Origin of the sequence: Ruminobacter amylophilus (genome assembly GCF_900115655.1) — a bacterium.
In the GTDB taxonomy this organism is placed as follows: Bacteria; Pseudomonadota; Gammaproteobacteria; order Enterobacterales; family Succinivibrionaceae; genus Ruminobacter; species Ruminobacter amylophilus.
This window is the reverse complement of the sequence record NZ_FOXF01000002.1, coordinates 26012-50962: the sequence shown is the minus strand read 5'-3', so window position 1 is coordinate 50962 and position 24951 is coordinate 26012. Positions and strand designations below refer to the sequence as shown.

Sequence of the window (24951 nt, the reverse complement as noted above, 5' to 3'; positions counted from 1 at the left end):
CTCAAATTTTGAACAGTATCTCTAATTAGTAAACCCATTAACTTCTTGTTTACTTTTCGAGGGCACCGAGGTAACAAAAAATTTTAATAGATCAATATCACAATTCATACTCTAACAGTGAAAGTGTTTTCACACAATTAAAAATGAATTATTTTATTTCGTTTGATTACTTTTTCATCATTTTTAAATAAATGACCTGACATCAAAATAATATTTATTTCGCCTATTACAGGTATTCTTTTTAAAACATTAAATTATTTGAATTGTTTTTCATTGAAATGCAACATAAATAATTTACCGATATAACTAGTATTTGCTTTACAAATACTATTTCACCTATATTTATATCTCTTTATTTATAAGCGGGATATACGTTATACAAAAACACTTTTCACAGGATTAATTCAGACATCATAAAAAAATCTTAATCATGCACCAATATCTAAGTATTAAAATATTATACAAAAGCATAAATCTAAAATATTACTTAACTGCACCAGCGCATTCTCCAGACGCAATACTGAGCAACCTGCACAAAGAGTTATTCTGGTCTTTATTCCCATTTATAAACTTTAAATCGCCCAATTTTTAATATATGTAGTAAAATATGTAAAACGTACGGGATGACAGATATGATTATTTTCAGATAAATCCTGTATTATACTTTATGGTTGTGCTTTGGTATTTCTGAAATGAACAGTATTAATTACAGTAGCTATTTCACATACAAAGATGAAGTTTCCCGTTCAATCAGCTGGGGACACTGGTTTGTTCTGCTGAATATTTTTCTTGCTCTGCTTATCGGTTGTGCATACCTTTATAACGCACCTACCCCATCAACAGGATTGGGAACAACCTATCTTATAATCAGTTGGCTCGGTCATTTCAGTTTTCTAGTATTCATCATCTACATCTTAATTTTTTTCCCGTTAACATTCCTGTGCAGATCCACACGAACCTACAGAGTTTTATCCATCATACTAGCTACTGTCTTCATGACGGTTATGCTGATAGACGTAAAACTTTATCAGGCAATTAAAATCCACCTTAATCTGTCTGTTCTGCAGATTTTCTTCTCGCAGGAAGGTTTTTCCACAGGTCTGAATTACAATTTTCTGTATATAGCCACACCAGTCGTAGGTTTCATAGAATATCTTTTCTCTAAACTTGCATGGAGAAATCACTACCTTCACAGGTATCAGAAAATTACAGTATTCCTCACGTGTATTTTCATTGTTTCTTTTCTGACTACACACATCATGCATATCTGGGCAAATGCATACAAATACGTCCCGATTACGCAGCAGAAATCAATATTTCCTGCTTACTACCCAATGACAGCCAATACCTTCCTCAAGGAACACGGACTTCTGGTATATTCCGGTAATAGTGAGAGCACTCAGATAGAGAGAGTTGTCAGCCAGACATCAGAAAAACTAAAATACCCTCTCAGTTCAATAAAAGTAACCCCTTCTGAAAATCCTTACAACGTGCTCTTGATTACTATTGATGGGTTAAATTTCGAGCACATGACTTCAGAATATATGCCAAATCTGACCGATTTTGCCAAACAGCATGACTCATATATCAAGAACTACCTAGGAAATGATACTGACATTTCCGCAAGTTTCGAGATGATTTACGGAATTCCTGCTCAATACATAAAGACTGTTCAGGCGGAAAAGTATTCTCCTGTAATTATTACAGAAATGTTGCAGCAGGATTATAAAATCACAGGATATATAACCGGCTCTGCAAGCTCAACCGGAAAACAGCTGGCTTCTATCAGCGGGGTCAGACCCAAGAATATCAAATCTTATTCAACCGACATTCAAACAATTCAGAATGCTGTAAAGTGGATATCTGCAGACGAATGGGGATATCGTCCACAGTTCACCACCATAAAACTTACATCACCTAGCACACTCTATCTTGACTCTGATGCTCAAATCATATACAGGCCTCAGATTGCCTCAAGAAATATCAATCTGGATTCACTTGATAAAGACAAGGATGACGAGCATCTGCACAACAGATATCTGAACTGTCTGTATCAGACAGACAGATTACTTGGACAGCTGTTCAAAACAGTGGTTGATTCAGGATATGCCAAAAACACGGTAATAATAGTAACCTCCAGTTCTGGTTACAATATCAGCAAGTTCTTTAAAGACAGCAGCAGTAAGTACAGTCGTGAATATCACCATGTTCCGCTTGTCATCAGTTGGCCTGACGCCGTTATTCCGGCCAAAATTTCTGCAATAACATCATCACAGGATATTGCTCCTACCATTGCCCATGAAATTCTCGGTATCCAGAATGAAGAAGCCGATTACACGACAGGTGCCAACCTGAGAGAAATTCAAAACAGGCCTTGGGTAATTAGTGGCAGCCAGGATGAACTTCACATCATAAGTCCGGATCAGACTACTATCTTTGACAAACACGAAAATACAATAATCTACACGGACAATGATTCAGAAAGAGTACAGCCAAACATGAGTACTCTCATCAAAGCCAGAAAGCTGCTTAACAAATTCTCAAACTAAGGTACTTGAATATACTCTCTTAGACACTATGTAATAGACTGTAGAGAGTATATTTTTTTCACCTTATCCAATACAAAAGGATAAATGCCCATGATTATAGAAGTTAATCAATCAAATATTCAGGAAGAACTTGTTGCAAAATCCGCTGAAAAAACAATCCTTTTTTATGTTTACGATCCTAATAATCAGCAGACTCAAGCTGTTACTACAGCTATTGAAAACACCGTTGGCCAGCAGAATGAATTTCTGACTTTAGCTAAAGGTAACGCGGCAGATCCTGTAATCCAGTCAATATGCATGCAATTGCAGATATCATCACTGCCAAGTATCTGTGTATTCAAAAATGGGAGACCTGTAGACATTATAAGCAGTGCTGAATTATCAAATCCAGACAGTGCCTCCGCAATTGTTGCCGGACTGATGCCAGCCAAAGAACAGATTTTACTTCATGAAGCAACCAAGTTACTCAGCGAAAATAACGTCAATGGCTCTTTTGCAAAAATCGCAGATGCATTTGCTCTGGCACCAAACGATATCAATATCAGATTTGCATATGTAGAAATTGCCATTAAGGCCAAAAAATTAAGTGAAGCCAGAACAGCACTGGAAGGAGTGGATCCTAACAGCAGATTAGATAAAATCTACACCGATCTTGAAGCAGCACTTACTTTGGCTGAAAAAAATCAACAGAACCCTGAAATTGATATTCTTCAGGAAAAGCTCAAACAAAATCCGGATGATTTGGACAACGTTGAAAAGCTATGTACTGCACTCAGTCAGTCCGGAAAAGCAACAGATGCTCTGGATCTGCTGTTGGGATATTTGAGAAAAGATCTCAACGCTGGAAACCTTAAGCAGGTTTATCTGGACATCATCTCAACCATGAACGGAGATCCTAAGCAGTCAAGATATCGTAGTAAACTGTACACAATCATGTATTAATCCATACTGCAAATCAAAACAGGCAACCTTCACGAAACGGCTGGTTGCCTGTTTGTTTATAAGACTACTGAGCTATGAGCTTGTCGTAAAAGTCACGTTCTTCAACAATTCTTGAAGCCAAAGCCTTAAGTCGAAGAACCGTATTCTTTTCATTGCAGTATCTGAGGGCTTCATTTACACTGTTAATAGCCTGATTCCACTGTCCTTTCGATTCCAGAATATCAGTGTTAATCTGGTACAGTTCACAAGTCTTATTCTGTTTCATGTAGGCTGTTTTCAATAATGAATCCGCTGTAACTGATTTAGCATTGCGACGATATCTCTTCAGAAGATTTTCAGCTTTTGCATAATTTTTTGATTCTATGTAAACATTTGCAAGATTGACTATAAAAACTTCCTGTTCACCCTTGCTTTTTATCATTTCTTTAAGAAGAGATTCAGCTTTGGCATATTCACCTTTTGCAACATAAAAATCTGTTAAGGTATCAATGACAAAAAGATTTCTGCCGTAATCAACCTTCAGCTTGTTCAGAGCCTTTTCTGCCGTTGCGTAATCATTAAGCTCCAGAGCCGCAAGAGCCATCATGTACCAGGCACCGTAATCATTCTGAGATTTGGTAAGACGCTGTTTTGCAGCTTCCAGGTTAAACTTTGGGCTTATATTGCTGTACCTGACCTCTACTCTGCTTTTGGCAAATGAAAAATCAATGCTTTCATAATATGGTTTAACCTTATAGAATCTGGCTCGGTTTTCAGCTTCAGCCACACGTTTTGAAGATAATGGGTGGGTAAGAAGCATTTCAAAAGCAGGATTAAAATTTTCACCTCTTACCTGAAGCTTTCTCATCATATCGGCCATTGCATTGGGATTGAACCCCGAATTATAAAGCAGATCTATACCCAGTCTGTCAGCCTCGTATTCGTTCGCTCTGGTATAATTGATATTACTCTGAGCCATTCCTCCAATGGAAGCGGAAACACCGGCCATGCCTACGGCAGGGTTTATCACTCCCAATATAAGACTCCCTACTATACCTGCAATCCCCGTGACCATGGCATCCTGTCTGGCTTCCATACTTCTTGCAAGATGTCGCTGAGTGACATGAGTCATTTCATGAGCAAGAACTGATGCCAGCTGACTCTCGTTGTCGGTTGCGACTATCAGTCCGCTGTTAAGCATGATCTTTCCACCAAAAAATGCTGCGGCATTTATGGTGTGATCTTCTACAATTATAGGTTCAAAAGGATATTTGACTCCGTCAGCCCTGGCAGCCATTCTGGACAGAAGAGAAGCAACATACTGTTCCAAAACGGGATCGTATATAACAGGAAGCTGAGACTTTGCAACTGTAACGAACAGTTCCCCCATTTCCTTCTCTTTTTCTACTGTTATGGCTCTTACCCCTGCTGTACCAAAATCCGTTATGCCGGCCACGTCATCTGCACAAACAGACGAACTCATCATACATACGGCAAGAACAGCCATTAAACCGCTTAACTTAAATTTCATTTTCGTATTTATCCACAGGTATCCGAGCTTAGAATTAGACAAGAGAAACTACTTTAAATTCAGTCATTTCATACGTTAATTTAGCCATATTCGGAAGCTCCCTGTCATTCCACAATATTCTTCTTTGATTTAAGATAAAACTATCTTAATTTGCATATTTTTAGATATTATTTTCACGTTTTTAATCTTAAATGTGTAGTCATTTATGTACTTTTTTATTATTACTGATTAAATATTGAGTATAATACCTCGCGACACTGTGAATTATTTATAAATTAATCATACCAAACAGGCATCGATAAGAATCTATTTACCCCTGATTTTAAATGCCTGTATCCTCATTTGTTAATTAAAAATAAGCCACATCGCTCAACTGTTAAAAATTTTTAGGAATAATACCATGATATCGTTTTTTAAAGATTGGTATATGAGAAACATGTCTAATCCGGCAGCTATAATACTGATACTGCAGTTTATTACCGCATTCGTGATTCTGTACTTTTTCTCAAATGTATTCGGAACACTGGTGGCGGCCCTGGTATTGGCATTCATGCTTGAAAGACCTGTAAGTTTTCTTATTAAACACGGAGCCTCAAGACTAGGAGCAACCATTCTGGTAATGCTGTGTTATATCGTATTCTTTATATGTCTGTTTGTAGCCGTAATACCACCAGCTGCCGAACAGCTGACAAGAATTTCCACAAGCATTAGTGAAACTCTTACAGAAATTTCAAATCATGGCGAGAATGCAAACATACAGGAAATTCTCAAAGAAAAGATCGTCATGTCTTCTAAGAATACATCTCCGGAATCAAATGATATTCAACGGAATAATCTGGAAACTGACACATTGGCTCATCAGAACGACCAGGCTTCTTCTGAAACAGAAATATCTGAAAATGCAGAAACCGCACTGACAGTTGAAGATACCTCCCCTATCAGCAAAAATTCAGATATTAACGCCAATAATGGATCTGTAGCTGTAAATGAGCCATCATCAGCACAGGAAGAGAAAAAATCAGGTTATGAACCGAAACGTATGAATGAAGAGGACAAACAGGAAAGTACTGCAACAATAAGCTGGCTGTCCGCAAAACTACAGCAACTCACTGACAAGTTGCCTAAAACCTATAAAGATCTCCTGTCCGATCAGCAGATGAAAGAATACGCCATTTCCTTTATGCGCACAGTCAAGGGATGGGTTACACCATTCATCACCACCAAAATCGCTCCGTTATTCATGGATATGCTGTCCTTCGTTGTTTACTTTATCATAGTACCGATTTTTGCCTTCTACATGCTTAAAGACAAGGATAAATTTCTCTCTCTATCAAAAAAATATCTTTGTTCTCATGAAGAGGTAACATCTTTCTGGGCAGAAATGAATATTCTTATTTCAAAGTACCTGAATGGTAAATGCATTCATGTGATTATCATTTTTCTGGTTAACTGGATCGCTTTCAGTATTTTGGGGCTTAACTATGGTCTGTTACTGGCTATAGGAGTCGGTTTAAGCGTGATTATTCCATATGTTGGTATGATTATTATTACAATACCTATTGTCATTATCGGTCTGATTCAGTTCGGTCTCAGTGGCGATATGGTATGGCTGATTGCAATATATACCATTATTCAGATTCTTGATGGTTATGTGCTGACACCTATGCTGTTCTCAGAAACACTAAATCTGGATCCGTTCTCAATTCTTGTAGCCATAGTTGTTTTTGGCGGTCTGCTTGGTTTCTGGGGGGTTGTTCTTGCAATACCGCTGGCAACATTCGTAAAAACAATATTTACCAAATGGCCGGTTAATCGAAAATATATAGAAAGCAAAAAGCTTGAAGCAAAAAGCATTTCGTAACGAACGACAAAAGCTCCGTCATCACTAATGCCGGAGCTTTCATTACATATGCTGAATGCATATACAGAATTCTAATACGCTTCAATTATTCTTAAAAAAATATAAATAGAAACAGTATAAAAGAAACTACATCATTTTCAGGTAATCACTAGTAGATTTTTGTTTTACAGACTTAACAATCTGTTCCACGAAAGTCTTGGTAATAACCCTCTTTTTCAGTGACGCAGCAAGAGAATCAATCAGATCAACAGCTTCGATACACTCACCAACATTTCCCAAACGATTGACAATAATATCAGCCAAGTCTTTGGACAAATCAGTGCCTCTGTTATTCTCACGCTGGATTAGAAGCTTAGGAAGGTCAGCAATTGACACCGGATGAATACTTAAGGTAACACCGCTTCCCAATCTTGTTATGAGGTCGTTTTTTTTGAATTTGGCCATTGTCGGGAAAGAGGATGCCACAACGATAAATATACCTTTCTTGTTGGCATGCCACCTGTTGTAAAGATTGAAAATCTCAGCTTCCCAATCATGAATTCCAGCTACCGAATCAATGTTATCCAGACAGATCACATCACAATCTTCTGCTCCCTGTAATATGGATACCGGAGCTGAATCAATATAATTTGCCAAATCCATGGCTATTGTAGAATAGCCATGATCCTGAGCTACTTTTATTGATGCGGTGAGAAGGTGACTCTTTCCACCGTTTTTCGGACCATACAGATATATGAAATGCTGACTTGACTCGAGATCTCCTGAAAGAGCTTCTTTAAGGTAATTATAAGAAATCCGATTAGAATCAGTGACATAGAAAGACTCAAATGTTCCCTCGTATTCACCGTATCCTATTCTTAACGGAATTTGCTTATACTCTCTATCGTAACTCAATCTCGTACAAACCTGTGTTTCACATAAATCAAACAGCAGCATGCAAAAAAACAATGCAAACCGCACGCTGATATGATAATAAACTCATACCTTCATATATTGTATTATTAATGTTGTTAACTTCTATATTTTTTTTCTTCTTTAACGATAAAAATTGCAAAAATTGTTGATTAATCTTCACTTTTAGGTCATTTGTAAAACTCATGTTAATTATTTTGATTAAAAATTAACTAACAAAAATACAGAGCACATCTATATTTAGATATATCATGCTGCCACAGTAAACAAAGAATAAGTATCCAATTTGATTACAAACTCATCAGGCAGCACGATCTGTCTTAAAATTCAATCAACAGCATGACTAAAGTACACCACCACCGGTTTTGTACTTTTTATTAGGATCCGGATAAGCATTACCACTCTTTCTGCGACCACGTTCTCCTCTCTGAGTTCTGTTATTCAGCTGGATTGGTGAAGAACCGTTTGATTCACCGGTCACCACTGTCTCAGTATTTTCATTTGATGAAGTTGCTGTATTTACGGAACTTTCTGTTTCTTCATGAGTATTATTATCAGCATTCTGCATTCCCTCACCTGTGGAAGAAGTGCTCTTTGCCTTATTTTCATCAGGGATAACAATAATGTTCTTCACATTACTGTTGAAATAAAAGACCCCCGGTGCATATTCATCTGGTTCAAGAGCCTGAAAAACCGTCATCAGCTTTTCCGGATTGACATTTCTTACAGTAGAAAGAGAATATACAACGTCTCCACCTTTAACATCGACAACTTCAGCATCCTTAAAACCAGCTTTAAGGAAATTCTGCTTGATATCCATCATTACATCAAAGTCTGGTGTGTTTTTAATCAGAACAAGATAGTTTCCGTTAGGAGTCATTCCCAACTTGAGACCGCTTGTATCAGAATAACCGTCAAGATATGCGGAAACATCTCTTTCTGTTCCTCTTTCAGAGCTTATTTCGGTACCTGATGATTTCTTTGTACCTAAACTGGTTTTCAAATCATTGTAGAACTGATCAACCACCTCGCTTGCGGTACCTTCTGCAGTCTGCGAAAAAATTTTCTGGCCTGTAGCAACATCAATGAAATGATATGTTAACTGCAGTTTGCCGTTATTCCCTGTTAGCAAAGAGGCCACGGAAATACCACCTGTATACTTGGCGGAAGCTTTGGAAATCTTGTCGGCATTACCGGACATTACGTCAGAAATCGTCACGGCCTCCATGTCATCAAGGTCATTCAATGGAAGAATGGCGTTTACTTTTTCCAGTCTGCCTCTGGCAATCAGAGCATCAACGAATCCGTCTCTCTCGCCGGAAACAACAATTCTGGCTTCCGTTTTGGTATCGACAGCACCTTCACCATCGACATAGTCAACCATGGTTCCTCTTGTTAACCATACAAGGAGAGGTTCTTTCAGGCCTGACCATACTGTTATTTTTCCACTGCTGATAAGATTTCTTACCGCAGAATCTGAAAAAGAAACTTCAAGAAGTCCGTCATCAGTAATAGTTTCATTGGATATAATACTGTCCACATTCACTTTTATGGCTGAAGGATCCGTACTTCCGTTACTGAGCGCGCTTATCATCTGATTGAATGCTTCACTGTGAGCCGAATCGAAATCCCCATCGAAAGGAACTCTGTATGTATACCCATTACCGGCAGCCAGACCGTAATTAAAAACTGAAGTACAAGCCAAAGTGACCAAAACCTTTAAAATACCACTGGACAAACTTTTGTTAAAAATCATATCTGTAATTCTTCCCAAAATATATTACCGTCTTCCTGTATTCCGGCAATTAATCTAATCTATGTTTTCTGAACCGCATTCCTATAGTCACAAAACGTCGACAGTAAATAAAGCCATCCTAACAAGTATAAGAAAGACATGAATGTCAACAGTTCGATAGGCTCAGAATAATCCAACACATGCATATCATACACTCTATCCTGAATTCATAAATCAAAGAGGATGTAATGATTGATAAAACTTTGCGGTTAACCAAAATAAACAGTAAGAATAAGTATACACTTAAAACAGTAAAATGGCCTGTCTTGTTTAAACTGTTAAACAAATTGCCCATGCATATTTACAGATCTGTTGAGCTCAAGACATACAGGCATTCACAGCTGGCTAAAAAATATTTACCTTAAGCATTATTAAAAGTATGAAAAATGCATAAAAATTTGTTAGAATGTTCACAATTTATTTCGTTTAACACATGAGGCTTATCCAACAATGGACAATCAGAAATTAAGCTACAAAGATGCTGGCGTTGATATTGATGCAGGCAATGCTCTTGTTGATAACATCAAGAGTGTAGTTAAGAAAACCACCAGACCAGAAGTTATGGGTGGATTAGGCGGTTTCGGTGCTCTCTGCCGTATCCCAGCCAATTACAAGAAACCAATTCTCGTTTCAGGTACTGACGGTGTTGGCACCAAATTACGTCTGGCTATTGATTTCAAGAAGCATGACACCGTGGGTATTGACCTGGTTGCCATGAGTGTAAACGACCTTGTTGTTCAGGGGGCAGAACCTTTATTCTTCCTGGACTACTACGCAACCGGCAAATTAAACGTTGAAGATGCCACCAAGGTAGTTACCGGTATCGGTAAGGGATGCGAACTTGCAGGATGTTCATTAATCGGTGGTGAAACCGCAGAAATGCCTGGTATGTACCACGTACCTGATTACGACCTTGCAGGCTTTGCAGTGGGTGTTGTTGAAGAAGACGAAATAATTGACGGTTCTAAAGTAAAACCTGGTGACGCCATTGTTGCCATTGCTTCTTCAGGTCCGCATTCAAACGGTTACTCACTCGTAAGAAAGGTTCTCGAAGTATCTAAGGCTGATCCTGATCAGAAGATGTCTGACGGTCGTACTTTAATCGACACACTTCTCACTCCAACCCGTATCTATGTTAAGCCTATCCTTAACTTAATGAAGAGCTGCAAGATTCACGCTCTCGCTCATATTACCGGTGGCGGATTCTGGGAAAACATCCCTAGAGTACTTCCTGCAAACACCAAGGCTGTTTGCCGTGAAGACAGCTGGGAATGGCCGGAAGTATTCAAGTGGTTACAGAAAAACGGCAACATCGATACTCACGAAATGTATCGTACCTTCAACTGCGGTGTAGGCATGATTGTTGCTCTTGATAAGGCTGACGCTGAAAAGGCTGTTGAAATCTTAAATGCCAATGGCGAAAAGGCTTGGGTTATCGGCTCAATTGAAAATGCTGCCGATAATGAAGAACAGGTTGAAATTATCTAATATCCTGTTAATCAGATAGACCAAAAAACGGAACTTACAGTTCCGTTTTTTATTTTCTGTTAAATAAACAAATCTGTCGTCATCTTAAAAGCGGGAGACTATAAACCAGCCTCCTTCATTTTACATTCAATAGCCTGAATCAGAATATGGATAATCTTAATATGAATCTCCTGAATTCTATCGGCGTAACCAAAATGAGGAACACGGATTTCAACATCAGCCATTCCGGCCAGTTTTCCTCCATCCTTTCCTGTAAGGACAACTGTTTTAATTCCCTTGGATTTTGCAGTTTCCACAGCTCTGATAATATTCTTGGAATTACCGCTTGTGGAAATACCTAAAAATACATCACCTTTGCGTCCAACGCCTTCAAGATATCTTGAAAAAACAAATTCATATCCAAAATCATTGGAAACACATGATAAATGACTCGGATCCGAAATTGCTATCGCACCGTATGCCGGACGGTTTTCACGATACCTTCCGGTTAGCTCTTCAGCAAAATGCATGGCATCACAATGACTTCCGCCATTACCTGCCGAAAGAATCTTTCCATCATTTTTCAGAGAATCAGCCATAATCTCAGCTGCGGCTTCAATTGCGGCGATGTTGTTATCATCTGAAAGAAATTTGTTCAGAACATCTGCAGCTTCCATAAGAGAAGCTTTTATATCATAACCGTTCATTGTCATCCTCAATATAAATACAACCGGCACGGACCGATTTAGAAACTGTTTATAATTATCTACCGCCACATTTATACTTCTGACGGATACCTGTTTAACGTTTGCAGAGAAACTATTTCTTTCTTCTGCTTACCTGAGCCTGCTGAACTCGTTTATAAACATCGTACAGCTTGCTTCTTTTATCAAGCTCTTCAATAATAATATCAGACTTGGCTTCCTGATACTGCATATATTTGGCATCACCGAAGAAATTGGTACGAAGCGCAACCATGCAGTCAGCCTGAGACAGTTTACCTTTGAAAGCAGGAACTTCAATCTTTTTCAGTTTCATCTGATAAATAAAATCATCTCCCTCTTCATCAACTGACGGAAAAATCACAGGTATTTTTCTATCACCTAAAACAGCTACTCTGCTTACGTGCTGAGAGCTCCCTGATGTCTGAGATTTTGATGAATTAAACTCAAACTCGCCCTGACCACCGGTCATGGCCAGAAAAACTTCGGCAAGAATTTCAGCATCGAGCAGCGCGCCGTGAGATGTACGGGCTGAAGCATCAACATTTAGTTTTGAACACAGAGCATCCAGACTTATTCTCTGCCCGGGATATTTTTTTCTGGCTATGTCGAGAGTATCAGTAACAGTACAGATGTTCTCTACTTTTATATTGTTGTTATTCAGTCTGAATTCATTGTCAATAAAACCCACGTCGAATTTTGCGTTATGAATTATCAGTTCTGATCCGGCAATAAAATCATAGAATTCCTGAAAAACTTCATGGAATCTCGGCTGAGTTGCCAGAAATTCATCAGAAATCTTATGAACCTTATACGCCTCTTCATCGACTGGTCTGTCAGGATTAATGTAGAGCTGTAATTTTTTTCCTGTAATTTTTCTTCCAATCATCTCTACACAGCCGATTTCAATAATACGATGATCACCAGGGGTTCCGTCATCGCATTTACCGGTGGTTTCTGTATCCAGCACCACCTTTCTTTGATTTTTTTCAGTATAAACTTCAGCCATTCATATTTTCCGCAAATTCAAATTACCACGAAGATTTAAGGCTAAAAAAGCTAAAAAAAGCAATTCAAATCAACCCTGTTGGTAATTTTTCTCTGTATATAAACTTAAATAAATTCTTTATTTGAAATACCTATTCTATCCAACTTTCCGTTTTATTCAAAGATTAAATTTAAGAATATTGCACTTTGTTAAACTATTTTTTGAACTGTATATCCATATAGGAATATTATTTATAGTATTTTTTAATTTTATACATATCCTTACATTTTAATTATATTTTTATATGTACAAATCAATCTTAATCTATATTATATATATTCAGCTAAAATACTCTATTTTATTCAGACTTATTTCACTTTTTTCAGACATAAATTTAAATTATGAAAACACAAAATTTTCATCTCAAATTTTTAATCAGCAGATAATTTCTAAAAATATTTATTTTATATATTCGGCGCCATCAGCATATAAAGAATTTTGAGTTTTTACCATTTTGTGATATAATTTAAGAATACGTTGTTAATTTTTTTATAAAAAACGCATGGAAAACGTTAACACAAACCAGGAAACAAATAACAATAATTTAAAAGAAGTAACCATCTATACCGACGGTTCCTGTTTGGGAAATCCCGGAAAAGGAGGCTACTGCGCCATCCTTTTTTACAAGGAACATAAAAAGGTTCTTTCTGCAGGATATAAACTTACTACAAACAACAGAATGGAACTGCTTGCTGTAATTACAGCCCTTAGCGCATTAAAAATGCCTTGCAGGGTAAACCTGTTTTCCGACAGTAAATATGTAATTGACGGCATAACCAAATGGATTGCTTCATGGAAAAAAAGAAACTGGAAGAACGTACAGAATGTTGATTTATGGAAGCAGTTATCCGAAATCACATCGAAGCACATGATAACATGGAACTGGGTGAAAGGACACGACAATGACATCTACAACAATGAATGTGATGAATTTGCCAGGAAGGCAGCACAGGGAGAAGATCTCCTGCAGGACGAAGGTTACAGAAATACTGTATAAAATCCTTCAGACTGCTACTGTATCCTTTATACTTGCTGGCTGCGTTACCAACAATCACAATCCTGAAGAGGCATTCCTTATTTCTCCTGAAAATGAGGCTGTCTCATCTGATCTCTGTCAGAGTCCATCCGAAGTTGAAATGAGTACAATCAATAACTACGCGGAAGAACTCATTCACAGTTATAACGTCCACTACAAGAATGAAGAGGATGCCCTCAAGGATGCCGGTAATACCAGTAGCCTGTGGGAATACGCCGTGTTCGACATGGGACTCGTGAATCCCAAGCATAAATACATAACCCAGCAGATTAATCAGGTTAAGAAAAAACAGAAATATTTCGAAAAACAGCTTGCCAACGGCCATCTGTACCTTTATCACATTGTTAATGAACTTAAAAGCAGGGATATGCCTCTTGAACTTGCGGTTATCCCGATTATCGAAAGTAACTTTAACCCATATGCTGTTTCTCCTGCCGGTGCAAAAGGCATCTGGCAGTTTGTTCCTATCACGGCAAGAAACTTCAAGTTAAGAGTTGATTCCACCTATGACATGCGCAGGGATGTTATTGCATCAACAGATGCCGCCCTGACTTATTTCAATTACCTTTATAAGATTTTCAATGATTGGAATCTTGCCATTGCCGCCTATAATTTAGGGGAAGGTACAGTATTAAAAGCCATAAAAATCAGTAAGAGTAAAAACAGACCTACTGATTTATGGAGTCTTCCTCTGCCAAGATCCGGAGTTAATTACGTTGAAAAGCTTCATGCCTACACAGATCTTCTGCGTAATGCCAAGCACAACAATCTGAAATTCCCTGACATGCCATACAGACCGGTATTCAAGAAAACCCCTATCGCTGCCGGTACTACTTTAAAATCTCTGTCAGAAAAAACCGGAATTTCGATCGAAAGATTAAAAAAACTCAATCCAGGATTCTTGAATGAAAACAAACCGACCACTATGGTTAATTATGCGCTTCTGCCTATAAACAACATGGATTTACCTGAAAACTATTCTTTACAGAAAGTGACAAATCCACCAAAAGAATCATACAGAAAACACGCTATTGCCGCTAACATTAAGGCAGAGCAGAAGGCTTACGAACAGATGATGGCAAAAGCTGAGGAAGAACTTAGTAATGCGTCATCAATGAGTTGCAAAGACCAGTCTAACGCTTTGGTTCAGACTGCCATGAATAACAGAATACAGAAAGACAAACAGCCTAATTCTGATAAAACTCCTTCCATCCCTAAGGCAACAACAAATCGCATCAGTACTGCAAAAACAACCAAGAAAAGCAATACTAAAGTTGCCGCTGAAGGAACCAGAAAGAAACAGAAAACCGAGCTGGCTTCTGGCAAAACTTCCAAATCAACTGCCAGGACAGCGAACAAAGCCAACGGAAAGTCTACTACTGCAAAGGCATCAACAGCAAAAAAGAATACGACTAAAGTGACTTCAGCTGCCACCACAAAGAATTCAGCCTCTGCCAAAGTGACTACAGCAAAGTCATCTGCAGGAAAAAACAAAGCTTCGGCGAGCAGTAAAAAACTAGGAAATACAACTGCAGCGGCCAAGACCAAAAATGTGACCCTTAAAGGGAAAACCAATGATATTGCAAAGAGCAATGTCAAGTCAGGCTCAAAGAAATAAGTTTACATTTGTCTGAACAGACAACAGGCAGAATCGTTGCCTCAGCATTTGAAGAACAAAAAAGCTTCCATAATCATATTATGGAAGCTTTTAAACTTTTCAAAAAACAGCTTACTTCTGCTCAAGTTCCTCAAGAATCTTCAGCAGTTCATCCTCATACATTATCTGAATTCCAAGTTTTGTAGCCTTATCCAGTTTTGAACCGGTAGCCTCTCCGGCTATAACCAAATGGGTTTTTGCTGAAACAGAACCTGAAACTGTTGCTCCGTAATTCTGCAAAACAGCCTTGAGCTCATCTCGCTTCATACTTGAAAGAGTACCTGTCAGAACGATAGTTTTCAGGTTAAACGGATTGTCTTTTATCTTTTCCAAATCAGCATCATCAGGCTTCACCCTCTGAGGTATCACTCCGGATCCGCCAAGAAGCTGTGACTTCAAAAGATCATCAATAATAATCTGATTGTGCTTTTCCCTGAAAAAATTAACTATGTGTCTCGCGCTTACTTCCCCTATATCCTTGATGGCAAGAAGTCTGTCAACATCAGCAGCCATGAGTTCATAAATGTTTTCAAACTCTCTTGCTAATGACATAGCCGTATTTTCACCCACCTCACGAATACCAAGGGCGTAGATAAAACGATTGAGAGGTCTGGTTCTGCTGGCTTCAATGCTTGCCATAATTTTGACGGCAGCTTTTTCTCCGATGATTTTACTCTTCTTGGATCTTTTAGACCTGGATTCTCCGGTACCATCTGAATCAGGAGCCTCTTTGGCAACGGAATTTGAGACCGCATCCTTATTGATGGAATCAAACATATCAAACATGCCGGTATCATCTGGTGGTGTATCATCACCTTTGCTTCCGCGAGGACTGTTCTTCCGAGTATCTTCAGAATCATCTCCATCAGTCTCTGTATTAACCTGAAGGTCATCATCTGTTTTCTGACAGACATTTTTTATATCTTCTACAGAAAGATGATATAAATCATGAACAGCATTCACCAGTCCGGAATCTATCATTGCCTCAATATTTTTATCGCCAAGTCCTCTTATATCCATTGCCTTGTTGGAAACAAAATGACAGATTGATTCTTTTAACTGGGCTTTGCATGAAAGTCCGCCGGTGCAGCGAATAACCGCTTCATCAGGCATTCTTTCCAGTGCACTGCCGCAAATCGGACATACTGAAGGAAATTCAATATCAATCTCTTTTCCGGTTCTGGCTTCAGTTACGACTCTCATTACCTGAGGGATTACGTCACCAGCTCTTCTGATGACCACCCGATCGTAAATCTTCACCCCCAGTCTTTCAATTTCATCGAAATTATGCAAAGTTGCATTGCTCACGGTTACACCTGCCACCTGTACTGGTTCAAGTCTTGCAACCGGTGTTACCGCACCTGTTCTCCCCACCTGAAAATCAACTGCATTAAGAGTAGTGATCTGTTCCTGAGCAGGAAACTTATGTGCTATGGCAAATCTTGGAGCTCTGGAAACAAAGCCCAGTACATCCCAAAGCTTAGTACTGTTAACCTTGTAAACAATTCCGTCTATATCATAATCCAGACTCATACGTCTGTTGTGCATATCTGAAAAATAATCGCGCAGAAAAGCCAGCCCCCTGCCGAATTTAATTTCCTTATTCACAGGAAGCCCCAGAGAAGCCACATACATCAGACGATCATAATGATTATCAGGGAGATCCGCCCCCTCACACTCTGTTACAAAATACGCATTAAATGTCAGTTTGCGTTTTGCTGTTTCTGCAGGATCCAGCTGACGCAGTGCCCCTGCGGCAGCATTTCGGGGATTTGCATAGAGCTTTGCCTTTATGCCGTCTCTTTTTCTGAAAAATTCATTGGCAGCCTCAAAATCCCTGTGAAGCATAAATACTTCGCCACGCACTTCAAGATAAGAAGGAATCTTGTCACCTTTCAAAGAAAGAGGAATGTTTTTAATGGTTTTAGCCTGAGCAGTTACATTTTCTCCGATACGACCATTTCCTCTGGTAGCCGCAGTTACGAGAACTCCATTCTTATATATGAGACTGAGAGCCAGACCGTCAAGCTTTGGTTCTGCACAGAATTCAATCTCCTGCTCAGCCTTTGACAGACCATTAGCCACCTTTTCAACAAAGTCACTCAGTTCTTCATCATTAAAAACATTATCCAAAGACAGCATTGGAATTTTATGCTCAAACTTTTCCAAATCGGCTTTACCGCTTCCGCCGACTCTGTGAGTCGGGGAGTCTGGAAGAACTGAGTCCGGATAAGCCTTTTCCAATTCTTTGAGTCGTCTGTACAGTCTGTCGTATTCTGCATCGGGAACTGACGGATTATCCTGATTGTAATATTCATCAGCATATCTGTTAAGAAGGGTAACCAACTCCTTCATCTCATGCAAATCTTCAGTACGTGTTGTCATAGCAGTCTTTGATCCGTATTAATAAGAAAAAATATGGCAGTTATCTGCCATATTTTTAATGAAATGAATTACTAAGGACAGATACTACTTCAATCTGTCATATGCAGCCAGCACTTCTCTATGATGAAGTACAAATGACTCACCTATGGCTCTCTTGTTATTATCGATCATTTCACCATCAATCTGGTGTGCGAAACGATAGGCAAAAGAAGCCATCTGCAGGTAGGCATCTTCAGCAAATCCTCTTTCAGGAAGAGGCATAAACAGACAGAGTACCTCATAACTGACTGATTCCTGATAACTCTTGGCAAAACCGTATGGATCCTTACCGCCACACACACGGAAAACCTCATTATTAGGATTATTCTTGTCAAAAAAATAATAAATGTCATGTTCTCCCAGAACAAGGCCACAGTTCTCACAAATCTTAACGGCTGTAGTAGCACTGATAGGCTGCCCGTCCTTTCTGCGCACATTTATCTGATACACAGACAACGGTTCCATATCATTTTCCGCATTCTTACCGTCCTTCTTACTGCCGGTAAACAAACCGCAAAACTTCTTCCACCAACTTGAAACTATGGAATTATTATCTGACATATCATTATCAACCTCTTGTTTTGTATCTGACTCAGCTTTCTGGTCAGCCGGTGAATCAACAGCTTCCATGCTATTGATATTCTGCTGTTCGTTTTCAAAAGAATCTTCTTTCTGATTCTGAGTATTCTGATTCATGTCCGCATCATCTTTTGAAAGTACCACATCCTCAGCATTATCAATAAATTCCTTGTTATCAACATTGATAACATCTTTATCAATAATCTTTACGGAGCCCTGAACCTGCCCCATGTCATTTGATGTCGGAGTCTTGGCTTTTGCATTACTTTCAGCCATTCTGTCACGTACCAACGGACGTCTGTCTACTCTGCCCATTACGAAACCGTGAACAATAAAAGCAACTATAGCCAGCGCTCCCAATATAATGACTAAAACCTGCAAATCCATGGAAATCCCATCCTAAATACTACAAACAGACAATCGAAACATGACTGGGTAATTATAAATAAAAAATGCTCGATCTGCTCAAAAATCCCAAAACACTCTAATCATTTTAGACAAAATAGTTACAATATAGCTTTTTTTTGCCTATTTTTATTCATTACATCACTATTTATCCGTTTCCAGAATTAAACCAGCAGAATTTCTGCTCAAAACTGAATCATAAACACTGCCCAGGCATTCTTACATTTACGGGTATATGGTATCACGTTTAAGGATGCTAATCTAAATATTATCAGTGAGCAAGACAACAAAATTACAAACTGTTCTCCATACTGTATTCAACATATTTCATTAATTGATGAAGGCAGTTCTTCCATGAAGAAAAGCAACATTAAAACTTATCATGCTTTCATCATCCCATGAAAACGCATTTTTACGTAGTTTACAACATTTTTACTTATTTAAAACAGTTAATCTTGCAACTAATCAAATCCTTCAGCCACGAAAGTAGCTGCAATCAAAAAACATGTCATCAATACCTGCAAATATTTTATATGAGTTCTCATAAAATAATGCGGTATAATGCCTGATATTTAAAGAACGGATTCACTTCTATTCGAGACCTAAATCAATGAGAGAACAGTCTAATCAGAATTCTTTTATCCTTGGATTCAAATATTTTATAAAGGGATTCAGTCTGAGTACCGGGAAAGGAATGAAAAGGTATACTTTTCTACCTATAGTCATCAACACCATTCTCATGATCATAGGGTACTACTTCATCTTTAAGTATTCTTTTGATTATACCGGCCACCTCATCAGTTCCATCACACCAGACTGGCTTCACTGGATTCGTTTTATTCTATATCCGGTAATTTTTGTAGCAGTGATTCTGTTGTCTTTTTTTATGTTCACTACGATAACACTGGTAATAGGTGCCCCTTTTTACAGTATTCTTGCCGAAAAAACGGAAAGTATCCTGCTGAACATCCCCACTCCGGACATTCCCATTAGTCAGACATTAAAGGAAACTCCTGCAATGATATGGCGTGAACTGGCAAAGTTTGTCTATAGAATACCTATTATGCTGCTTAATCTGGTTATGCTTTTTGTTCCCGTTATAGGCCAGATAGTCATCGCGGTTACAGGTGGGTGGTGTTATGCTCTGGACTTTACAAGCTATGGTTTTGAAAACAATCATATACCGCTGAAAGCTACGTATCCAGCCCTGAAAAGATACCGAAAAACATGTCTAATTTTTGGAATCTGCGTGTGGTTATCTCTGCTCATACCTTTTTTGAATCTGTTTATCATTCCTGCCGCAGTATGTGGAGGCACTGCTCTATGGGTTGATATACTGAGACCGAACTTTGCAGAAAAAATAAAAAACAATAATGTGGCTCACAACACTGATTCACATTAAATTAAGTAAAAGGCTCCTGATAGAACATCAGGAGCCTGAATTTTCCGGTTAGTCTTCCGAATTTTCAAGGTGCCTTATTACGGCATTCAGTTCATTATCAGAAAATCCCAATGCCTCCGCCACAATCAGAAGTCTGCTGTAGGTTTCTCCTGCCGGAGGACGTCTATCTTCTCTTACTCCGCCAATCAACAGACACAGGCAGCCGATTCTGACGTTATTGTAACGCTGAATATCACTTTCAAAAGATTTTGAAAGAAAACCGCAAACAATACCTATCTCAGATTCAGGAACCTTATCCAGCTCAAAACCATGAACAAAATCACCATAAAAGTCAGATGTTACGTCTCCTACTTCAGAAATCACCGTATTTGCGTACTCTTTCTGTCTTGAGGTCATTTCCCCGTCTGCAGCAGCTATCCAGCCAATCAGAGTCATTAATGATCTGGTGTATTCATGTTTTGCCGAACGACCAGTATCCATTCTGCTTATCAGAAGATCCAGTTCATCCTTTTCCAGTCCGAAGGAGGCGGCAATTCCATAAAGTTTTTCACGGGAAAAGACAGTAATTCTATCAGCCAGAAGAACCGTAATCAGAAGACTCAATACCTTGAGATAATTATCAATCTCCGTTCCATAGGCATTTTTCAGTATTTTAATATCTCTGTCAGTTTTATACCCTTTCCTGACACCTTCCTTGAATCCATGAATCAGCAGTGTCATGCTGTTTGAATCCATATAGCTGTTAATAATATTTCTTATACAGGTAACAACCTGTTCGGAAACACCGCCTTGTTCATCGCAGGATACAAAACCGGCCAATCTCAGGACGGAATAATCACATTCCAGAATTTTTGTCTTATCCATGGAGTTCATTCTGCTTCGACCTCTATTTCAGTGACTGAAGTAAATCAGGTGGCAACCTGTCATCGAGAGAATCAATCTGATAAATATCAGGAAGATAATACACCTGACCGTTTTCACCGATGTACGACGTCCAGTATGCAAGGTAAATAGGAACCTTTCTGCTCAATTTAAGCCATGTTGTTTTGGCAGACTCGATAATTTTATCGACTCTTTCAGGCTTAAGATCGTCTTTTAACAGATACTTTGCCAGTTCATCTGATTTCTGAACTCTTACACATCCTGAACTGTACATTCTGGATGCTCCTCTAAACTTTCCAGGACTGTTTGTGGAGTGAAGATAAATACTGTCACTGTTCGGAAAATTAAATTTATACAACCCCATGGCATTACCGGTACCTGGCTTCTGAACTATTCTGAATTTCTTGATTCCTGAAGGGGTTAAATCTTCAGCCGTAAGTGTGTTCGGGTCTATCTCATAACCAGAGTAATACATTGTCAGCCCTTTCTTTGTCAGATATTCCCTATCCTTACGTAATTTAGGCAGATAATCTTTTTCTGAAATGGTACTTGGGGCCGTCCATGTAGGATTCAGAACGACATTGTCAATAAGACTTTTAAGTCTTGGGGTCTGACGATCAAATCTGCCGACAACAACCTTGCTTTCCAGAACACTCTTATTTGAATAATAAACGTTAAGCTCCATCTTTGGTATGTTAACAAAGACATACTCAGGGGATCTGTACAGTTCCCTGTCACTCATACGTATTATTGTTCGGGCAATACTGACTGCTTTGGATTCATGTGTTTTAAATATCAGATCGTACGACAGCTTACCTACTATACCATCAGCCTTGAGCCCTTTGTCTTCCTGAAATTTCTTCACAGCCTCTGTCAATTCAAAATCAAAATCACCATTAATAGGGCTGTACACATCAAGATACCCCAGTTTCTGAAGAGCGATTTTCAGTGCATCCACCTCTTTTCCTGAACTGCCTTCCTTCAGCATTCTGAAAGGATACGGAGCCACCTCTGATGCTGTGCTTCTTAACTGTTCAATCATCTCATGACGATACGAAAGATAGTTCGGTATCTCAGGTCTAAGATTTCTCAAAATATGTTCAAGTGAACCGTTTCTGATACTTTCCTCATAAAGATCGACTTCTTTAGTAGTGAACTGCTGTTCATGCTTTCTGAAGTGAAAATTCTGAATATCCTCCCAGCTCATTGAACGGATACTGTTTCTGAAATTTCTTACCATTAGATAACTGATGGCCAGTTCTGTTCCGTAGTCAGGTGTTCCCACACTCTGTCTCATGCGCATATACTGACGATAGTAACTCTTGTCAAAATTGGCGACAGCCAGTTCCAGTAACTGAAAGTGTATTTCTTTTTGAAGATTTGTTGACGGCTGCGTCACTTCATTAGCACTGGCGCCTGTTACACTGATAAGAAACACACATGCAACCAAAAAGATGAATTTAATTCTGTTCATTATTTTAACTGTTAACATTCTGTATCTACCGCTTTCACTGAGGCGGTTTTTATAAGAATATCCGACGAGATTATTTAAAAATCCGCAACTAATACGTACACGCAACGTTATTATATCAGAGGATAAAAACTTAACCTAATTTTTAGCTGTTTTTGTGGCCTTGCCACCCCAAATTAACAACGTGCATTCTACAATACGTGCCTTTCACGTTCTCATTATCTGAATCCTTAATTTAAAACATGATTTTTGTTAAATTATTCTGATATTTTTCCATTCAGATTAGCGTAAAGATTTATAATCTGACTATTAGCTTTAACAAGACTTTTTTCATTATTGAAATGAAATGTCTATCACCATCTTTTAAACCCCTTTCTTTAGTCATATAATGACAGCCTACTCGCTATAGAGTCAGAAAGAATCAATAGAGGTGCTACTGTGCAAGAAGGATTTGTTATAACTGAAGGTGTTGCTTGTGCACCAGCTGTTATTTTCAAAAATGACCCGCCGATGGTCAATATAGTGCATATAGCACCAGAAGACGTAGAAAAAGAAATCGAACTTTACCATACCACACTTGAACGTACCCATCGTCTTTTTCTGGATGAAAAAAACAATGTTCAGTCCGTTATGGCAAAAGAATTTCTTGATGTAGCAATTCTGTATCTGACAGACAATTATGTAAAAAAACTTATTGAGGATCGCATACGCAACGAACTGTGTAACGCTGAATCAGCAGTGATGCGCTGTTATCACGACTATATCAATGAACTGATTAGTCTTAACGATCCTTTTGTCATGCACAACGAGTTCGAGATTCATAATCTGGCTGAAACACTTATTCTTGAGTTAAGAAAAAAGAAGGTGGTTCTTCCCGAAATCAGCGAAGATTCCATTCTGGTATGCAATAACATAACACCTGCTCAGTTTCTTACCATGAATACCAGTCATATCAAGGGGATTCTTCTGGAAGACGGAAATACCCAGAGTCATCTTGCCATAGTCCTTAGAAGCACCAAAATACCGGCCATATTCAACGTATCGAATGCAACAAAACTTATTGCGCCAGGAACCAACGTACTGGTAGATGCTTATGCCAACAGAGTTTATCTGGATCCTTTGGATGAACTGATATGGCAGGCCAACAAGAACGCGCAGAAGTACCATAAGACTGACAGCAGCAGAGTGGATGTAATCAAACCACTCATGGCTCAGTACAAAACCTCATCTGACGGGGAACGAATGCGCATACTCGCCAACATCAATTCCGTTTCAGAGATTAATAAACTCACCTGTCTGCCAAGTTCAGGCATCGGTTTATTCAGAACAGAATTTCTGTTTATGAACTGCAGTCAGGAACCGGATGAAGAACAGCAGTACCTTGTTTATAAAAAAATCATGGACATGCTGCCAAGCAACTACGAAATCACATTCAGAACATTTGATTTTAACGCAGATAAGCTTCCTCTGTACATGAGCATGTCATCTGCTTTCAACGTTGATACTAATCAGCATCACCGAAACACACTGGTAAAACAGCTCAGGGCAATCCTGCGAGCCTCAGCTCAGAGACAGATTCGAATCATGTTTCCTATGGTGGCCGGATATGAAGAAACCATGGAACTTATTGATCTCTTCAACACCGTAAAACAGAACCTTACCGCTCAGGGATATGATACAGGAAGAATTAAAACAGGAATCATGATCGAAACTCCTGCAGGAGCCCTGATGTCTGACGCTCTTGCCCCTCTGGTGGATTTTTTCTCCATAGGAACCAATGATCTAACTCAGTATACGGAAGCATGCAGCAGAGAAGCGGCAACACACAGAAACGATGAATTAACACCTGCCGTACTGAAACTTATATATCTTACTGTTCAGAATGCACGAAAACACCGCATTCCCGTGTGCATATGCGGAGAACTTGTTCACAACCTCAATTATCTCGCTTTATTCATCAGCATCGGGTTAAGGGACTTTAGTGTGGCTCCGTTCTACCTCAACAAACTTCTGGAAAAAATTCATGAACTTGAAGTAAGAATTGATCTCAATCTTGCTACCAAAATCAATGCAGTTCGCACAAAACAGGAAATTATAGAACTCAATAAAAGCCTTATTGCCCAGAATTTCGGACACTCCGGAATGATTGACTGACAATTTTTCCTGACTGATACCTTTTAAGTACGCATTAAAGCTGAAACATTTTGTGATTAATTCACAAAGTCAGAGAATTAATTTAAGTAAATATTTACCTTAAAAAATGTTATGATATTATCAGCGCTTGACATG

General features: G+C 38.7%; 17 protein-coding genes. 8 read left to right on the top strand and 9 right to left on the bottom strand.

What is annotated here, in order from left to right:
• Positions 1 to 692: 692 nt before the first annotated feature.
• Together BMY80_RS00805 and BMY80_RS00800 are read left to right on the top strand one after the other, a co-directional pair.
• On the top strand, positions 693 to 2549 hold the full coding sequence (locus BMY80_RS00805) for a DUF3413 domain-containing protein (protein ID WP_093140015.1): 1857 nt from the start codon (positions 693 to 695) through the stop codon (positions 2547 to 2549).
• 90 nt (positions 2550 to 2639) lie between these two features.
• Complete coding sequence (locus tag BMY80_RS00800; protein WP_093140012.1) at positions 2640 to 3491, top strand: tetratricopeptide repeat protein; 852 nt, start codon at positions 2640 to 2642, stop codon at positions 3489 to 3491.
• Between the two features lie 64 nt (positions 3492 to 3555).
• Here the strand turns inward: BMY80_RS00800 and BMY80_RS00795 are convergent, their stop codons facing one another.
• Complete coding sequence (locus tag BMY80_RS00795; RefSeq protein ID WP_093140009.1) at positions 3556 to 5001, bottom strand: M48 family metalloprotease; 1446 nt, start codon at positions 4999 to 5001, stop codon at positions 3556 to 3558.
• Positions 5002 to 5428: 427 nt separating this feature from the next.
• Between BMY80_RS00795 and BMY80_RS00790 the strand changes: the two genes are divergently transcribed.
• On the top strand, positions 5429 to 6862 hold the full coding sequence (locus BMY80_RS00790; RefSeq protein ID WP_177178453.1) for an AI-2E family transporter: 1434 nt from the start codon (positions 5429 to 5431) through the stop codon (positions 6860 to 6862).
• 126 nt (positions 6863 to 6988) lie between these two features.
• Here BMY80_RS00790 and BMY80_RS00785 read toward each other — a convergent pair whose 3' ends face one another.
• Both BMY80_RS00785 and BMY80_RS00780 read right to left on the bottom strand, forming a co-directional pair.
• Positions 6989 to 7756: a DnaA ATPase domain-containing protein gene (locus BMY80_RS00785; protein ID WP_031578557.1), complete on the bottom strand. Its 768-nt coding sequence runs from the start codon at positions 7754 to 7756 to the stop codon at positions 6989 to 6991.
• 361 nt (positions 7757 to 8117) lie between these two features.
• Positions 8118 to 9479: a DUF2066 domain-containing protein gene (locus BMY80_RS00780; RefSeq protein WP_177178452.1), complete on the bottom strand. Its 1362-nt coding sequence runs from the start codon at positions 9477 to 9479 to the stop codon at positions 8118 to 8120.
• Between the two features lie 540 nt (positions 9480 to 10019).
• Here BMY80_RS00780 and purM point away from each other — a divergent pair.
• Complete coding sequence (gene purM / locus BMY80_RS00775; protein WP_031578559.1) at positions 10020 to 11057, top strand: phosphoribosylformylglycinamidine cyclo-ligase; 1038 nt, start codon at positions 10020 to 10022, stop codon at positions 11055 to 11057.
• 98 nt (positions 11058 to 11155) lie between these two features.
• On the opposite strand, the gene lpcA is transcribed toward purM, so the two are convergent.
• Together lpcA and dnaQ are read right to left on the bottom strand one after the other, a co-directional pair.
• A complete protein-coding gene (gene lpcA, locus BMY80_RS00770; RefSeq protein WP_031578560.1) occupies positions 11156 to 11743 on the bottom strand; it encodes a D-sedoheptulose 7-phosphate isomerase in 588 nt (195 codons plus the stop codon).
• A gap of 112 nt (positions 11744 to 11855) precedes the next feature.
• Complete coding sequence (gene dnaQ, locus BMY80_RS00765; RefSeq protein WP_084155382.1) at positions 11856 to 12767, bottom strand: DNA polymerase III subunit epsilon; 912 nt, start codon at positions 12765 to 12767, stop codon at positions 11856 to 11858.
• A gap of 541 nt (positions 12768 to 13308) precedes the next feature.
• Here dnaQ and rnhA point away from each other — a divergent pair.
• Both rnhA and BMY80_RS00755 read left to right on the top strand, forming a co-directional pair.
• Positions 13309 to 13803 carry a ribonuclease HI gene (rnhA, locus tag BMY80_RS00760; RefSeq protein WP_093139997.1) on the top strand — a complete coding sequence of 165 codons (495 nt, stop codon included), beginning with the start codon at positions 13309 to 13311 and terminating at the stop codon, positions 13801 to 13803.
• Positions 13709 to 15460 (top strand): transglycosylase SLT domain-containing protein, encoded by a 1752-nt coding sequence (locus BMY80_RS00755; protein ID WP_093139994.1) that lies wholly within the window; start codon positions 13709 to 13711, stop codon positions 15458 to 15460. Before rnhA ends, BMY80_RS00755 begins: the two co-directional genes overlap by 95 nt.
• Positions 15461 to 15571: 111 nt before the next feature.
• Here the strand turns inward: BMY80_RS00755 and ligA are convergent, their stop codons facing one another.
• Together ligA and BMY80_RS00745 are read right to left on the bottom strand one after the other, a co-directional pair.
• Positions 15572 to 17884, bottom strand: coding sequence for an NAD-dependent DNA ligase LigA (gene ligA / locus BMY80_RS00750; protein ID WP_093139991.1), 2313 nt, complete (start codon positions 17882 to 17884; stop codon positions 15572 to 15574).
• A gap of 84 nt (positions 17885 to 17968) precedes the next feature.
• Complete coding sequence (locus tag BMY80_RS00745; RefSeq protein WP_093139988.1) at positions 17969 to 18889, bottom strand: cell division protein ZipA C-terminal FtsZ-binding domain-containing protein; 921 nt, start codon at positions 18887 to 18889, stop codon at positions 17969 to 17971.
• 628 nt (positions 18890 to 19517) lie between these two features.
• Here BMY80_RS00745 and cysZ point away from each other — a divergent pair.
• Positions 19518 to 20309, top strand: coding sequence for a sulfate transporter CysZ (cysZ, locus tag BMY80_RS00740; protein WP_031578566.1), 792 nt, complete (start codon positions 19518 to 19520; stop codon positions 20307 to 20309).
• A gap of 48 nt (positions 20310 to 20357) precedes the next feature.
• Here cysZ and BMY80_RS00735 read toward each other — a convergent pair whose 3' ends face one another.
• Together BMY80_RS00735 and BMY80_RS00730 are read right to left on the bottom strand one after the other, a co-directional pair.
• Positions 20358 to 21173 (bottom strand): hypothetical protein, encoded by an 816-nt coding sequence (locus BMY80_RS00735; protein ID WP_093139985.1) that lies wholly within the window; start codon positions 21171 to 21173, stop codon positions 20358 to 20360.
• A gap of 22 nt (positions 21174 to 21195) precedes the next feature.
• Complete coding sequence (locus tag BMY80_RS00730) at positions 21196 to 22665, bottom strand: L,D-transpeptidase family protein (RefSeq protein WP_177178451.1); 1470 nt, start codon at positions 22663 to 22665, stop codon at positions 21196 to 21198.
• A 435-nt stretch (positions 22666 to 23100) separates the two neighbouring features.
• Between BMY80_RS00730 and ptsP the strand changes: the two genes are divergently transcribed.
• On the top strand, positions 23101 to 24816 hold the full coding sequence (ptsP, locus tag BMY80_RS00725; RefSeq protein ID WP_093139979.1) for a phosphoenolpyruvate--protein phosphotransferase: 1716 nt from the start codon (positions 23101 to 23103) through the stop codon (positions 24814 to 24816).
• Positions 24817 to 24951: the final 135 nt, after the last annotated feature.

Excerpts from the sequence above, each read along its gene's own strand:
- BMY80_RS00805 (WP_093140015.1), top strand. The coding sequence starts at position 693 with ATGAACAGTATTAATTACAGTAGCTATTTCACATACAAAGATGAAGTT.
- BMY80_RS00800 (WP_093140012.1), top strand. The coding sequence starts at position 2,640 with ATGATTATAGAAGTTAATCAATCAAATATTCAGGAAGAACTTGTTGCA.
- BMY80_RS00795 (WP_093140009.1), bottom strand. The coding sequence starts at position 5,001 with ATGAAATTTAAGTTAAGCGGTTTAATGGCTGTTCTTGCCGTATGTATG.
- BMY80_RS00790 (WP_177178453.1), top strand. The coding sequence starts at position 5,429 with ATGAGAAACATGTCTAATCCGGCAGCTATAATACTGATACTGCAGTTT.
- purM (WP_031578559.1), top strand. The coding sequence starts at position 10,020 with ATGGACAATCAGAAATTAAGCTACAAAGATGCTGGCGTTGATATTGAT.
- lpcA (WP_031578560.1), bottom strand. The coding sequence starts at position 11,743 with ATGAACGGTTATGATATAAAAGCTTCTCTTATGGAAGCTGCAGATGTT.
- dnaQ (WP_084155382.1), bottom strand. The coding sequence starts at position 12,767 with ATGGCTGAAGTTTATACTGAAAAAAATCAAAGAAAGGTGGTGCTGGAT.
- rnhA (WP_093139997.1), top strand. The coding sequence starts at position 13,309 with ATGGAAAACGTTAACACAAACCAGGAAACAAATAACAATAATTTAAAA.
- BMY80_RS00755 (WP_093139994.1), top strand. The coding sequence starts at position 13,709 with ATGACATCTACAACAATGAATGTGATGAATTTGCCAGGAAGGCAGCAC.
- ligA (WP_093139991.1), bottom strand. The coding sequence starts at position 17,884 with ATGACAACACGTACTGAAGATTTGCATGAGATGAAGGAGTTGGTTACC.
- BMY80_RS00745 (WP_093139988.1), bottom strand. The coding sequence starts at position 18,889 with ATGGATTTGCAGGTTTTAGTCATTATATTGGGAGCGCTGGCTATAGTT.
- cysZ (WP_031578566.1), top strand. The coding sequence starts at position 19,518 with ATGAGAGAACAGTCTAATCAGAATTCTTTTATCCTTGGATTCAAATAT.
- BMY80_RS00735 (WP_093139985.1), bottom strand. The coding sequence starts at position 21,173 with ATGGATAAGACAAAAATTCTGGAATGTGATTATTCCGTCCTGAGATTG.
- BMY80_RS00730 (WP_177178451.1), bottom strand. The coding sequence starts at position 22,665 with ATGAACAGAATTAAATTCATCTTTTTGGTTGCATGTGTGTTTCTTATC.